This window comes from Burkholderia sp. Bp9140 (assembly GCF_003853425.1).
Classification (GTDB): Bacteria; Pseudomonadota; Gammaproteobacteria; order Burkholderiales; family Burkholderiaceae; genus Burkholderia.
The window spans coordinates 116,418-129,532 of record NZ_QTPQ01000002.1 but is presented as its reverse complement, the minus strand read 5'-3'; the positions used below and the strand labels follow the sequence as shown (position 1 = coordinate 129,532).

Sequence of the window (13,115 nt, the reverse complement as noted above, 5' to 3'; positions counted from 1 at the left end):
CGCCGGCCGGTCCGGCGAATCACGCAAAAGGGCGTGTGCGGCAGGCAGCCGCACACGCCCTTTTTGCATTCGGCGCCGCGCGTCGCGTCAGACGACCGTCAGGCGCACCGGCACGTTGTTGCGGGTCGCGTTCGAGTACGGGCACACGTGGTGCGCCTTGTCGACCAGTGCCTGTGCATCGGCCTTGTCGAGCCCCGGCAGCGACACGCGCAGTTCGATGTCGAGCCCGAAGCCGCCTGCGTCGTTCGGGCCGATGCCCACTTCCGCGGTCACTTGCGTGTCGGCCGGCAGCGTCTGCTTGTTCTGGCCGGCGACGAATTTCATCGCGCTCAGGAAACAGGCCGAGTAACCTGCGGCAAACAACTGCTCCGGATTCGTGCCTTCCGCGCCCGTGCCGCCGAGCTCGCGCGGCGCGGCCAGCTTCACTTCCAGCTTGTTGTCGGCGGAAACCGCGCGGCCGTCGCGGCCGCCCGTGCTCGTGGCGCTGGTCTTGTACAGAATGTTCATCGTGCAGCTCCTGTCGGAAGAAAGGGAGGAAAGCGGTCAAGCGGTCCGGTCGGACGGGATGTCGCCGGCCACGAGAGAAAATATAGAACACAAATGATTAGTGCGCAAATGAAATTTTAAAAAAAACGGGCCGGCAGTGCCGGACCCGTTTGCGATCGAGCGGTGCGTCAGCCTTCGTTGGCGGCCGACAGCGCGTCGCGCAGCTGCTGGAGATCCGCGCGCAGCCTGACCAGGAACTCGGGCGTTTGCTGCATTGCGCAAAAGAGATCGGCGGGTACCGAGCGCGCCTTGTCCTTCAGCGCGCGGCCTTCCGCCGTCACGCGCACGTTCACGACGCGCTCGTCGGTCGCGCTGCGCACGCGCTCGACGTAGCCGAGCGCCTCGAGCCGCTTCAGCAGCGGCGTGACGGTGGCCGGGTCGAGGTCGAGGCGGGCGGCGATGTCCTTCACCGCGATGTCGTCGCGTTCCCACAGGACGAGCATCGCCAGATATTGCGGGTAGGTCAGCGACAGCTTGTCGAGCAACGGCTTGTAGGCCTTCGTCATCGCATGCGAAGTCGCGTAGAGCGCGAAGCATAGTTGCTCGTCGAGCGTCTGGGGCAGCGGGGGCAGGCGGTCCATGATTCGGGTGGCGCGGCGGACGCGCTAACGATTTGCACACAAATTATTTTGCGCGCAAAAGATCCGGTTGAACAGGGCCGGGTGTGCGGGCATCGGGCGCGAGCGGGGACCGCGAGACTGGTGCCGGGCCGGCCGGGAGGAGGATGGACGGCCGGCGGCACGCGCCGGCCGAGGTCGGCCTCAGCGGCCCGACGTGGGCGTCGCGGCGCCCGGCTCCTGCACGCCGAAGCAACCGCGATAGGTTGCGTAGAACGAGCAGTACATCATCGTGACGATGATGATCGTCACCGGCATCATGATCGTCAGCCCATAGGCGCCGGCGCCGAGCGCCTGCAGCAGCAGCGACAGGCCGAACGACGTGCCGAGCGCGACGCCGAACCACAGCAGCCCGTACACGACGAACGCGCCGCGATTGCGCCAGCAACTGACGATGCTGAAGAACAGCGCCTTGGCGGGCGGGATGTCGTGCCACGCGGTGAGCACCGGCGCGAACCAGAACAGCATCGCGACCGGCGCGTAGAGCAGTGTCGCCAGCAGCAGCGCGCCGAGCGTGCCCTGCGTGGCAAGCGCTTCCGGCGTCGGGCTCGCGTCGCTCGTCGCGCCCAGCATCATCTGGAGCAGCCCGCCGCCGTCCACGATGGACGACGCGGCGAACACCAGCACCATCAGCGCGACATAGACCACGCCCAGGAGGAGCAGCCGCTGCGTCGTCGTGGTGCCGTACGAGCGGAACCCGTCGATGAGGATCGTCGGCATCACCGGCTTGCCGGCGACCGTGTCGCGGCACGCGGCCATGAAGCCGACGGCGATGCCGGGAATGAACAGCAGCGGCAGCGCCGCGCCGATCACCGGCACCATCGACACCAGCGTGATCGCCAGCAGGTAGGTGAAGAACAGCGTGATGAACGCGAGCGGGTTCCGGCGGAACAGCCAGACGCCTTGACGGAACCAGACATAGCCCGCTTTCGCGGGCACTTCGATCAGTTGCATGCGGTATGGGTCTCGGGAAGCGCGGGCGTGTGGGCGATACGCTCACGCAGGATGCGTTCGAAATGACCGGGGTCGTGCGGTTTGAGCATTTCGGCCGCGCGCGGCAGGTAGAAGTCGTACAGGCGCGACACCCAGAAGCGGTACGCGCCCGCGCGCAGCATGTCGCTCCAGTGGCGGCGCTCCTCGGCCGTGAACGGCCGGACCGTCTGGTACGCACGCAGCAGTGCGTCGGCGCGCGCGACGTCGAGCACGCCCGTCGCGAGGTCGACGCACCAGTCGTTGACGGTCACCGCGACGTCGAACAGCCATTTGTCGCAGCCCGCGAAATAGAAATCGAAGAAACCGCCGAGCCGTACGTCATGACCGGTGCCGGGTGCCGCGTGCGCGAACAGCACGTTGTCGCGGAACAGGTCGCAGTGGCACGGGCCGCTCGGCAGCGCCGCGTAGTCGTCCGACGCGAAGAACGCGGCCTGGTGCGCGAGTTCGCCCTCGAGCAGCGTGCGCTGCGCGTCGGAGATGAACGGAACGATCGCCGGGACGTTCTCCCGCCACCACGGCAGGCTGCGCAGGTTCGGCTGATGGCGCGCATAGTCGCGCCCCGCGAGGTGCAGGCGGGCGAGCATCTGTCCGACTTCGATACAGTGTTCGACCCCCGGCGCGAGTTCGGCCGCGCCGTCGAGCTTCGTGACGATCGCCGCCGGCTTGCCGTGCAGCTCGCCGAACAGCGCGCCGTCGTCGCGCGGGATCGGGTCCGGCACCGGCACGCCGTGGCTCGCCAGATGGCGCATCAGGTCGAGGTAGAACGGCAGCTGTTCCGCCGTCAGCTTTTCGAAGATCGTCAGGACGTACTCGCCACGCGTCGTCGTCAGGAAGAAGTTGCTGTTTTCGATACCGGACGGAATACCGCGGAACGCCAGCACGTCGCCCAGTTCATAGTGGCGCATCCATTGCGCGAGATCGGAGTCGGAAACAGCGGTGAAAACGGCCATGCGAGATGCGTCTGGTCAGTTGTCGGCACGCGCGCGGCGTGCAGCGCGACAGGAGGTGAAGGGGGGCCCGCGCGCCGCGTCGGGACCGGCGCGGCGCGGCAGGAAATCAGTAGCGCAGGTTGACCGACGGCAGGCGCGTGATCGGGACGCCCGCGTCGTGCGGCTTCGGCGACGTGTCGGGCGTCGAGCTCATCTGGTAGCGCGTGCCGAAGTTCGACTTCACGTTGATCTCGACCGGCTTGCCGCGATCGCGATACTCGGTGACCTCGGTGCCGTTCCTGCTCTTTTCATGGAAGCTCGGCGTGCGGCGGATGTCGGCGAAGTCGACTTTCGACGTGACTTCGGCGCCCGGCCGGTTGATCTTGCGGAGATCGGGCAGGCCGGCGGCCTCGTTGGCCTCGGCCCGGGCCTGTGCGTCGGCGCCAGGCGTGCTGCCGGCGGCGTAGGCGGCGCCGGCAGCGGCAAACGTGCCAGCAAACGCGGCGGCAGCGGCGACGAGAATGAGCGGCTTCATGATGAGTCTCCAGTGAACCTTCCGATTTTAGCAAATACTGCGCGCTGCCCGGCCCTCGCGTGCAAGCGGCATGCAAGCGGGCGGCCATGAGCGTGACCGGGTTCCGTGGTAATGTCGTTCGATCAGACGAGGTGATGAAAATGAAGAACGATTTGAGCCGCCGGCACCGGGTGCTGACGCCCGAGAGCCCGCCCGTCGAAGCATTCGACGATTCCGTCGCAGCCGTCGCGCGGCTGTCGGCCATCTACGACACCAATACGGGCTTCCTGCGCGATGCGTTCGCGCGTTATCGCCGCCACGAACAGATCACCGAGCACGTGCGCGCGTGCTACCCGTTCGTGCGGATCCGTACCGACGTGAACACGCACGTCGATTCGCGCCGCTCGTACGGCTTCGTCGCGGGCCCCGGCGTGTTCGAGACGACGGTCACGCGTCCGGACCTGTTCGCGAACTACTATCGTGAGCAATTGCGCCTGCTGTCGAAGAACCACCATGTGAAGATCGAGATCGGCGTCTCGTCGCAGCCGATTCCGATTCACTTCGCGTTCCCCGAAGGCATCCACCTCGAAGGCGAGCTCGACCGCGACCGCCTGCTCGCGATGCGCGACATCTTCGACACGCCCGACCTGTCGTACCTCGACGACCGGATCGTCAACGGCACGTTCGAGCCGGCGCCGGGCGAGCCGCATCCGCTCGCGCTGTTCACGGCCGCGCGCGTCGACTTTTCGCTGCACCGGCTGCGCCACTACACGGCGACGTCGCCGACGCATTTCCAGAACTATGTGCTCTACACGAACTACCAGTTCTATATCGACGAATTCGTGAAGCTCGGCCGCACGCTGATGACGGAGAGCACCGATCCCGAGGAACGCAAGTACCGCAGCCAGTACAGCGCGTTCGTCGAGCCGGGCGATGTCGTCACGTACAACGCGAACCTCGGCAGCGAGCCGGGCGAGGGCGCCGCGCCGCCGCGCCTGCCGCAGATGCCCGCGTATCACCTGAAGCGCGCGGACGGCAGCGGGATCACGATGGTCAACATCGGCGTCGGTCCGTCGAACGCGAAGACGATCACCGACCACATCGCGGTGCTGCGTCCGCACGCGTGGGTGATGCTCGGCCACTGCGCGGGCCTGCGCAACACGCAGCGCCTCGGCGACTACGTGCTTGCGCACGGGTACGTGCGCGAGGATCACGTGCTCGACGCCGACCTGCCGCTGTGGGTGCCGATCCCGGCGCTCGCCGAAGTGCAGCTCGCGCTCGAGCGCGGGGTGGCCGAGGTCACGCGGCTCGAAGGCGCCGAACTGAAGCGCGTGATGCGCACGGGGACGGTCGCGAGCGTCGACAACCGCAACTGGGAACTGCGGGATCATCGCGAGCCGGTGCAGCGGCTGTCGCAGAGCCGCGCGATCGCGCTCGACATGGAAAGCGCGACGATCGCCGCGAACGGTTTCCGCTTCCGCGTGCCGTACGGCACGCTGCTGTGCGTATCGGACAAGCCGCTGCACGGCGAGCTGAAGCTGCCGGGCATGGCCGACACGTTTTATCGCGGGCAGGTCGACCAGCATCTGCAGATCGGCGTGAAGGCGATGGAGATCCTGCGCACGAACGGGCTCGACAAGCTGCATAGCCGCAAGCTGCGCAGCTTCGCGGAAGTGGCGTTCCAGTAAGCGCGATTTGCCGGCCGGCGCGCGCGGTCAGCGCGCAGGCTCGGCGGCGCGGTCGAGCGACAGGCCGCGATGCGTGTCACGTAGCGCCTCGAGCATCGCTTCCAGAATCCCGATCGCGTCCGCCTGCCGCTTGATCGCAAGGCGCCGTTCCCCGACGGCGCGCAACGGCGCTCCGCCGAAATAATCCATGATGTCCGGCAGGCGGCGTACGACGCCGCGACTGCCCCAGCAGCCGTCGTCGATTTCCGTCGGCATGACCCACACGCGCGACGCGATGGCGTCGAGCGGCACGCCTTCCGCGCGTGCGACGGCGGCCGTCACGTCCGCGATCAGCCCGGCGCGCGCCGCGTCCGTGTACTGGCCTTCCGGCACGGTCGGCACGATCCGGTAGATCGGCGCGGACGCGAGCGCGCCGGATCGATACACGGCCGCAGGCCGATGGACGAAGATCCACGTGACGTCCCGCACGCGTGGATCGTCCGGATCGAGTCCTTCGTGGCGAATCAGAATCGTGGTCAGTTCGTTCATCAATTGCGCTTCGGCGTGCTGGGCGAGCGCGCCGGCGGGGATGGCGACGTCGATCATCGGCATGATGTTGTCCTGGTTCGGTTGAGCGGGCGTCGGCCCGGGAACGGGCGACGTGAACCCAGTGTAGGAAGCCGTTCCCCTTGCGCGAAGTGGCGAAACTGCCATTCGACAATGCCATTTACGACATCGCGATCGATGCGTGCGTCGCCGGCTATCGTGTGAAGCGGCGCCGATATTCGCCTGGCGCGATGCCGGTCTCGCGCTTGAAGAGCTGGCGAAACCCGCTGAGGTCGGTATAGCCGACGCGCTCGCACACCGCATCGATGCCGAGCTTCGTTTCCGCCAGCAGCTTTTTCGCCACCTCGATCCTGAGCGTCTGCAGGTAGCGGAGCGGCGGCGTGCCGACGGCATCCTTGAAACGGCGATGGAGCGTGCGTTCGCTCAGCGCGACGTGCGCGCCCAGCCGGGCGAGGCTGAATGGCTCGCGCAGATGGCGTTCCATCCAGCGCAGCGCGCGTGCGACGACCGGGTCGTCGTGCCCGGGGTGTTCCAGTTGCGCGAAATCGACGAACGAATCCTGCGAAACGCGCTGCAGGTCGATCAACATCAGTTTGGCGACGGACGCGGCGAGGCGGGCGTTCGCGAGTCTGTCGACGATGCGCAGCGCCAGATTCTGGTACGACGTGATCGCACCGCCGCACAGAATGCCGTCCTGTTCGGTCAGCACGTCCGACGCACGCAGCGCGACGTCCGGATAGCGGGCCTGGAAGCGCGCGGCCTTCGACCAGTGGGTAGTGGCGGCGCGGCCGTCGAGCAGTCCCGCTTCCGCCAGCAGGAACGCGCCCGTGCAGTAGGTCGCGATCAGCGTGCCGCGCGCGTGCTGACGGCGCAGCGCGCCGAGCAGCGGCGCAAGCCGGGTGGGGCGGGCGAGCAGCCGCTCGATGTCGGCGACGAACGGTGCGGTGAGCCAGATCGCGTCGGCGCCGCTGCTGCCGTCGATCGTCCCGTCGACCGGGACGCTCTGGCCGGATGCCGTGCGAACCGGCTTGCCGTCGATCGATTCGATGCGCCAGCGGAACGGGGTGTGGGGGTGGCCGGCGCGGCTCGACGGGGCGAGATGATTGGCTGCCGTGAGGATGTCGGTCGGGGCGGCGATGCCCGACGCGAGCGCATGGTCGACTGCCCAGATCCGGATGAGTGGCATGGCTGGCGGGAATGGCCTTGTACAGGGCCGATACTATCATCGGAGTTCAACGCTCGCGGCGGACGAATCGGCCAGCCGGACGAACCGTCGGCGTAAGCGCGGATCGGCCGGACGTTAATGGCCGGGCTAACGGCCGGGCGGTACCCGGGCGCGAGGTTTGCGCGCACGTGGCGGCGCATCGTTTCGCGACGCATGCTGCCGGTAAACGGCGAAGCCGCCCGGCGCCGAAGCGCGCGGGCGGCCTTGGTCGGTCAGGCGACGCGTGCCGTGTCGTTCAGCACTCGCCCTTCTTCGCGTGTCCCGGCGGGCAGTGGTATCCGCCGTGACCGCGATGGCGCTGATAATCGTCCCACTCGCGGCGCTCCCAGTAGCGGCGGCCGTCCCAGTAGCGGTCGCCGTGCCAGCCGACGATGATCGCGGGGGCCGGTGCGACCACGACGGGCACGGGGGCGGGGGCCACGACGACCGGCGCGGGCGTGCCGATGTTGACGTCGACGTTGACGGCGTGGGCGAGACCGGACAGCGAGAGGCCGAGGCCGGTGAAGGCGAGAGCGATCAGCGAGCGCTTCATGTTTTTTCCCTGATGTCGTTGTGAAGAGGTCGGCGCGACGCAGCGGAGCGATTTCGAACCGCGAACCGTTCCACCGGGGGATCGCCGACGCCGATTGATTGCAGTGTGCAGCGGCACGGCGGAAAAGGCGAGCCGCGTTTATTACGGTGAATTGACGTCTGGACGCGAGCGGAAGCGCCTGTCGCGCGACGCGATTTGACAATGGCGGGCCGCGGGTCGGGCCGTCGTGACGCGCGTCGCGGCGCCTGTCGCGCGGATTTGACGTTTGGCGGCGCGCGGCCGCGTGGGGGAATTAACAGCGTGTTACAAAGTGACGCGCGGCAGGCGGCGGAACCGCCGCGCCTGCCGCGCGAGAGGCGGGGTGCCGGAGCGAATTACAGGTAGAACATCCGGTCTTCCTCGGGCCGCGGCGGCTGCCCCTCGGCGTCCGCACCTTCCTCCTCGCCGCTGTCCTCGTAGAATGCGAGCACCGCGTCGAGCACCTGGTCGGGATCGTCGATCACCTGCATGAGATCCATGTCTTCCGCATTGATGAGCCCGTTCGGGATCAACTGGTCGCGGAACCATTGCAGCAGCCCCTTCCAGAACTCGCTGCCGACGAGGATGATCGGCACGAGGCGCGACTTCTTCGTCTGGATCAGCGTGAGCACCTCGGACAGCTCGTCGAGCGTGCCGAAACCGCCCGGCATCACGATCACCGCATCCGAGTTCTTCACGAACGTGACCTTGCGCGTGAAGAAGTGACGGAAGCGCAGCGAGATGTCCTGGTAGTGGTTGCCGGCCTGCTCGTGCGGCAGCTCGATGTTCAGGCCGACCGACGGCGCCTTGCCGGCATGCGCGCCCTTGTTCGCGGCTTCCATGATGCCGGGGCCGCCGCCGGAGATCACCGCGAAGCCGGCGTCGGACAGCTTGCGCGCGATCTGCACCGCGAGCTTGTAGTGCGGCGTGTCGGGCTTGAGACGGGCAGAACCGTAGATGCTGACGGCCGGGCGGATCTCCGACAGGTACTCGGTCGCCTCGATAAACTCTGCCATAATCGTGAACATCTGCCACGATGCGCGCGCCTTCTTGGCCGTCGCGCGTTCTTGATCTGCGAGCGAACGCAGACTCGGAATCACTTTTCTCTTGTTCATAATGCCTGAAGAACGAAATCTGGAAGGTAAGACCCTGCTATTGGTTGACGGTTCGAGCTATCTGTATCGGGCTTACCATGCGATGCCTGATTTGCGTGGCCCTGGCGGGGAGCCGACCGGAGCGCTCTACGGAATCATCAACATGCTGCGCCGTATGCGCAAGGAAGTCAGTGCAGAGTATAGCGCTTGCGTGTTCGATGCAAAGGGCAAGACGTTCCGCGACGACCTTTATGCCGACTATAAGGCAAACCGTCCGTCGATGCCGCCCGATCTCGCGTTGCAGGTCGAGCCGATCCACGGCGCGGTGCGTGCGCTCGGCTGGCCGCTGCTGATGGTCGAGGGCGTCGAAGCCGACGACGTGATCGGCACGCTCGCGCGCGAAGCCGGGCGGCACGGAATGAACGTGATCGTGTCGACGGGCGACAAGGACCTCGCGCAGCTCGTCACCGACCGCGTCACGCTCGTCAACACGATGACCAACGAGACGCTCGATCGCGATGGCGTGATCGCGAAGTTCGGCGTGCCGCCCGAGCGGATCATCGACTACCTCGCGCTGATCGGCGACACCGTCGACAACGTGCCGGGCGTCGAGAAGTGCGGGCCGAAGACGGCCGTGAAGTGGCTGTCGCAATACGACAGCCTCGACGGCGTGATCGAACACGCGGGCGAGATCAAGGGTGTGGTCGGTGACAACCTGCGCCGCGCGCTCGACTTCCTGCCGCTCGGCCGCACGCTCGTGACCGTCGAGACGGCCTGCGATCTCGCGCCGCATCTCGAATCGATCGAGGCGTCGCTGAAGACGGACGGCGAAGCACGCGACCTGCTGCGCGACATCTTTGCACGCTACGGCTTCAAGACGTGGCTGCGCGAAGTCGAGAGCGCGCCCGCCGAAGGCGGCGGCGCCGATGCGCCGGAAGGCGAGCCGGCACAAGTGGTCGCGGCGGACATCGTCCGCGAATACGACACGATCCAGACCTGGGAACAGTTCGACGCATGGTTCGCGCGGATCGATGCGGCCGCACTGACCGCGTTCGACACCGAAACCACGTCGCTCGACCCGATGACCGCACGGCTCGTCGGGCTGTCGTTCTCGGTCGAGCCGGGCAAGGCCGCGTATCTTCCGGTCGCGCACCGCGGCCCCGACCTGCCCGAGCAATTGCCGATCGACGACGTGCTCGCGCGCCTGAAGCCATGGCTCGAATCGGCCGATCGCAAGAAGGTCGGCCAGCACCTGAAGTACGACGCGCAGGTGCTCGCGAACTACGGCATCGCGCTGAACGGCATCGAGCACGACACGCTGCTCGAATCGTACGTGCTCGAATCGCACCGCACGCACGACATGGACAGCCTCGCGCTGCGCCATCTGGGCGTCAAGACGATCAAGTACGAGGACGTGGCAGGCAAGGGCGCGAAGCAGATCGGCTTCGACGAAGTGGCGCTCGAGCAGGCCGCCGCGTATGCGGCCGAAGATGCGGACATCACGCTGCAGCTTCATCACGCGCTGTATCCGCAGATCGCGCGCGAAGCGGGCCTCGAGCGCGTGTATCGCGAGATCGAGATGCCGGTATCGCTCGTGCTGCGCAAGATGGAGCGCACCGGCGTGCTGATCGACGACGCACGCCTGCAGGCGCAAAGCAGCGAGATCGCGACGCGGCTCATCGAGCTCGAAGGGCAGGCGTACGAACTGGCCGGCGGCGAGTTCAATCTCGGTTCGCCGAAGCAGATCGGGCAGATCTTCTTCGAGAAGCTGCAGTTGCCGGTCGTGAAGAAGACGCCGAGCGGCGCACCGTCGACCGACGAAGAAGTGTTGCAGAAGCTGGCCGAGGATTACCCGCTGCCGAAGCTGCTGCTCGAGCATCGCGGGCTGTCGAAGCTGAAGTCGACCTACACCGACAAGCTGCCGCGCATGGTGAATCCGGAAACGGGCCGCGTGCACACCAACTATGCGCAGGCCGTCGCGGTCACGGGGCGCCTCGCGTCGAACGACCCCAATCTTCAGAACATTCCGGTGCGCACGGCCGAAGGCCGGCGGATCCGGGAGGCGTTCATCGCATCGCCCGGTCACCGGATCGTGTCGGCCGACTATTCGCAGATCGAACTGCGGATCATGGCGCACATTTCCGGCGACGCGTCGCTGCTGCGCGCGTTCTCGCAAGGCGAGGACATCCACCGCGCAACCGCGGCCGAAGTGTTCGGCGTGACACCGCTGGAGGTCAACTCCGACCAGCGCCGCATTGCGAAGGTGATCAACTTCGGGCTCATCTACGGGATGAGCGCGTTCGGCCTCGCGTCGAACCTCGGCATCACGCGCGATGCGGCGAAGCTCTATATCGACCGCTACTTCGCGCGCTACCCGGGTGTCGCGCAGTACATGGAAGACACGCGTGCGGTGGCGAAGGAGAAGGGCTACGTTGAAACCGTTTTCGGCCGCCGCCTGTGGCTGCCGGAGATCAATGGCGGCAACGGCCCGCGCCGCCAGGCCGCCGAGCGCGCGGCCATCAATGCACCGATGCAGGGCACGGCGGCCGACCTGATCAAGCTGTCGATGATCGCGGTGGACGACTGGCTCACGCGCGACCGGCTCGCATCGCGGATGATCATGCAGGTGCACGATGAACTGGTGCTCGAGGTGCCCGACGACGAACTGTCGCTCGTGCGCGAGAAACTGCCGGAAATGATGTGCGGTGTGGCGAAGCTGAAGGTGCCGCTGGTTGCTGAAGTGGGCGCCGGCGCGAACTGGGAAGAGGCACACTGACGCACCCCCGCGCGATTCCCGCTTCCCGCGGCATATTGTTGCAGGGATGCTGAATATCGAGATGGTTTGCTTGTCGTCAACGCGCAAGCTCCCGGACAATGCAGGTCAGTCGGGCGATTGTCGCGGGGGCGGCGCGCCCCGCATTCCGGGATCGGACGCATCGAAGTGTTTCGAACTGCACATCGACGATGTCCGAACCGGTTAATCCAACGGACGGCGCGACCACATCGCACCCGCATCGTCCGGCGGCAGCAGTTTCGAATCGCAAAGGGGGAATCGGATGCATCGGATCATCATCGTAGGTGGAGGCGCGGGCGGCCTGGAACTGGCGACGCGGCTCGGCGACCGTTACGGCGCGCGCGGCAATCGTCCCGCGCGTGCGCTCGTCACGCTCGTCGACCGCAATCCGACTCACATCTGGAAGCCATTGCTGCACGAGGTCGCGGCCGGCAGCATGGACCCGTTCACGCAGGAACTCGAATATGCAGCGCAGGCGCGCTGGCATGGTTTCGAGTTTCAGCAGGGCGAACTGACCACGCTCGATCGCGCCGCGAAGCGCATCACGCTGTCGCCCGTCAACGACAGCGACGGCGCGGAACTGCTGCCCGCGCGCGACCTGGAATACGACACGCTGGTGATCGCGATCGGCAGCACGACGCACTTCTTCGGCGTGCAAGGCGCCGCCGAAAATGCGATTGCGCTCGATACGGTCGGCGAGGCCGAGCGCTTCCGCAAGCGCTTGATCGCCGCGTGCATGCGCGCCGAGCATCAGGCGCCGGCGCAACCCGCGCCGGGCGCGGCGGCCGAGCCGCGCATCCAGGTCGTGATCGTCGGCGGCGGGGCAACGGGCGTCGAGTTGTCCGCCGAGCTGCGCAATACCGCGCAGGTGCTGTCCGTGTACGGGCTGCACAAGCTCGACCCGCGACACGACGTCGGCATCGTGCTGATCGAATCGGGGCCGCGGATTCTCCCGGCGCTGCAGGAGCGCGTGTCGACCGCAACGGCCGAGCTGCTCGAAAAGCTCGGCGTGCGATTGATGCTTGCCGAGCGCGTGACCGAGGTCGCGCCGGGCGTCGTGCACACCGCGAGCGGCAAGGCGGTGCGCGCGGATCTCACGGTCTGGGCGGCCGGCATCAAGGCGCCGTCCGTGCTGTCGCATCTCGACGGCCTGCAGGTCAACAAGCTTGGCCAGCTCGACGTGCGCCGCACACTGCAGACCTTCACCGACGACAATGTCTTCGCGCTCGGCGACTGCGCGGCATGCGCATGGCCCGGCAACGAACGCAACGTGCCGCCGCGCGCGCAGGCCGCGCACCAGCAGGCGAGCTTCCTGCTGAAGGCGATCGGATGCCGGCTCGACGGGCGAGCGCTGCCCGAGTTCACGTATCGCGATTTCGGTTCGCTCGTGTCGCTCGGTCATTTCAGTGCGGTCGGCAACCTGATGGGTGGGCTGATCGGCGGCAACATGCTGATCGAGGGGTTGTTCGCACGGTTCATGTACATGTCGCTGTACCGGCTGCATATCGCGGCGCTGCACGGCTATCCGCGCATGATGCTCGATACGGTCGCGCACTGGCTGCGCCGCACGACGCTGCCGCGCGTCAAGCTGCACTGAGCGGGCGTTCGTGCACCAGGCG

General features: G+C 66.9%; 12 protein-coding genes. 3 read left to right on the top strand and 9 right to left on the bottom strand.

The features are described 5' to 3' along the window. Window positions 1-87 precede the first annotated feature (87 nt). The 5 genes from DIE21_RS02180 to DIE21_RS02160 form a co-directional block, all read right to left on the bottom strand. Window positions 88-507: an organic hydroperoxide resistance protein gene (locus DIE21_RS02180; protein WP_011658280.1), complete on the bottom strand. Its 420-nt coding sequence runs from the start codon at window positions 505-507 to the stop codon at window positions 88-90. A gap of 167 nt (window positions 508-674) precedes the next feature. Continuing rightward, the gene (locus DIE21_RS02175; RefSeq protein ID WP_124495590.1) at window positions 675-1,127 is read right to left on the bottom strand and encodes a MarR family winged helix-turn-helix transcriptional regulator; all 453 of its coding nucleotides are present in this window, start codon (window positions 1,125-1,127) and stop codon (window positions 675-677) included. 180 nt (window positions 1,128-1,307) lie between these two features. Then, window positions 1,308-2,117 (bottom strand): BPSS1780 family membrane protein, encoded by an 810-nt coding sequence (locus DIE21_RS02170; RefSeq protein ID WP_124495588.1) that lies wholly within the window; start codon window positions 2,115-2,117, stop codon window positions 1,308-1,310. Beyond that, window positions 2,108-3,106, bottom strand: a complete 999-nt coding sequence (locus DIE21_RS02165; protein WP_124495586.1) for a homoserine kinase — start codon at window positions 3,104-3,106, stop codon at window positions 2,108-2,110. The genes DIE21_RS02170 and DIE21_RS02165 overlap by 10 nt, the downstream gene beginning before the upstream one ends. Window positions 3,107-3,212: 106 nt before the next feature. Next, window positions 3,213-3,620: a hypothetical protein gene (locus tag DIE21_RS02160; RefSeq protein ID WP_124495584.1), complete on the bottom strand. Its 408-nt coding sequence runs from the start codon at window positions 3,618-3,620 to the stop codon at window positions 3,213-3,215. A gap of 140 nt (window positions 3,621-3,760) precedes the next feature. Between DIE21_RS02160 and DIE21_RS02155 the strand changes: the two genes are divergently transcribed. Then, complete coding sequence (locus DIE21_RS02155) at window positions 3,761-5,287, top strand: AMP nucleosidase (protein ID WP_124495582.1); 1,527 nt, start codon at window positions 3,761-3,763, stop codon at window positions 5,285-5,287. 27 nt (window positions 5,288-5,314) lie between these two features. Here the strand turns inward: DIE21_RS02155 and DIE21_RS02150 are convergent, their stop codons facing one another. The 4 genes from DIE21_RS02150 to DIE21_RS02135 all read right to left on the bottom strand — a co-directional run bounded on the left by DIE21_RS02150 (window position 5,315) and on the right by DIE21_RS02135 (window position 8,723). Next, entirely contained in the window at window positions 5,315-5,878 is a 564-nt protein-coding gene (locus DIE21_RS02150; RefSeq protein WP_124495580.1) for a Tautomerase enzyme, read from the bottom strand. Between the two features lie 148 nt (window positions 5,879-6,026). After that, the gene (locus tag DIE21_RS02145) at window positions 6,027-7,019 is read right to left on the bottom strand and encodes a GlxA family transcriptional regulator (protein ID WP_124495578.1); all 993 of its coding nucleotides are present in this window, start codon (window positions 7,017-7,019) and stop codon (window positions 6,027-6,029) included. A 274-nt stretch (window positions 7,020-7,293) separates the two neighbouring features. Beyond that, complete coding sequence (locus tag DIE21_RS02140; protein ID WP_124495576.1) at window positions 7,294-7,590, bottom strand: hypothetical protein; 297 nt, start codon at window positions 7,588-7,590, stop codon at window positions 7,294-7,296. A gap of 374 nt (window positions 7,591-7,964) precedes the next feature. Next, a complete protein-coding gene (locus DIE21_RS02135; RefSeq protein WP_124495574.1) occupies window positions 7,965-8,723 on the bottom strand; it encodes a TIGR00730 family Rossman fold protein in 759 nt (252 codons plus the stop codon). Between the two features lies 1 nt (window position 8,724). Here DIE21_RS02135 and polA point away from each other — a divergent pair, with 1 nt between their 5' ends. After that, entirely contained in the window at window positions 8,725-11,478 is a 2,754-nt protein-coding gene (gene polA / locus DIE21_RS02130; protein ID WP_124495572.1) for a DNA polymerase I, read from the top strand. A 280-nt stretch (window positions 11,479-11,758) separates the two neighbouring features. Next, entirely contained in the window at window positions 11,759-13,093 is a 1,335-nt protein-coding gene (locus DIE21_RS02125) for an NAD(P)/FAD-dependent oxidoreductase (protein WP_124495570.1), read from the top strand. Window positions 13,094-13,115: the final 22 nt, after the last annotated feature.

What these genes read in the sequence shown, in the direction of transcription:
- DIE21_RS02125 (WP_124495570.1), top strand. Translation starts at nt 11,759, where the DNA reads ATGCATCGGATCATCATCGTAGGTGGAGGCGCGGGCGGCCTGGAACTG.
- DIE21_RS02160 (WP_124495584.1), bottom strand. Translation starts at nt 3,620, where the DNA reads ATGAAGCCGCTCATTCTCGTCGCCGCTGCCGCCGCGTTTGCTGGCACG.
- DIE21_RS02180 (WP_011658280.1), bottom strand. Translation starts at nt 507, where the DNA reads ATGAACATTCTGTACAAGACCAGCGCCACGAGCACGGGCGGCCGCGAC.
- DIE21_RS02175 (WP_124495590.1), bottom strand. Translation starts at nt 1,127, where the DNA reads ATGGACCGCCTGCCCCCGCTGCCCCAGACGCTCGACGAGCAACTATGC.
- DIE21_RS02155 (WP_124495582.1), top strand. Translation starts at nt 3,761, where the DNA reads ATGAAGAACGATTTGAGCCGCCGGCACCGGGTGCTGACGCCCGAGAGC.
- polA (WP_124495572.1), top strand. Translation starts at nt 8,725, where the DNA reads ATGCCTGAAGAACGAAATCTGGAAGGTAAGACCCTGCTATTGGTTGAC.
- DIE21_RS02150 (WP_124495580.1), bottom strand. Translation starts at nt 5,878, where the DNA reads ATGCCGATGATCGACGTCGCCATCCCCGCCGGCGCGCTCGCCCAGCAC.
- DIE21_RS02135 (WP_124495574.1), bottom strand. Translation starts at nt 8,723, where the DNA reads ATGAACAAGAGAAAAGTGATTCCGAGTCTGCGTTCGCTCGCAGATCAA.
- DIE21_RS02165 (WP_124495586.1), bottom strand. Translation starts at nt 3,106, where the DNA reads ATGGCCGTTTTCACCGCTGTTTCCGACTCCGATCTCGCGCAATGGATG.
- DIE21_RS02140 (WP_124495576.1), bottom strand. Translation starts at nt 7,590, where the DNA reads ATGAAGCGCTCGCTGATCGCTCTCGCCTTCACCGGCCTCGGCCTCTCG.
- DIE21_RS02170 (WP_124495588.1), bottom strand. Translation starts at nt 2,117, where the DNA reads ATGCAACTGATCGAAGTGCCCGCGAAAGCGGGCTATGTCTGGTTCCGT.
- DIE21_RS02145 (WP_124495578.1), bottom strand. Translation starts at nt 7,019, where the DNA reads ATGCCACTCATCCGGATCTGGGCAGTCGACCATGCGCTCGCGTCGGGC.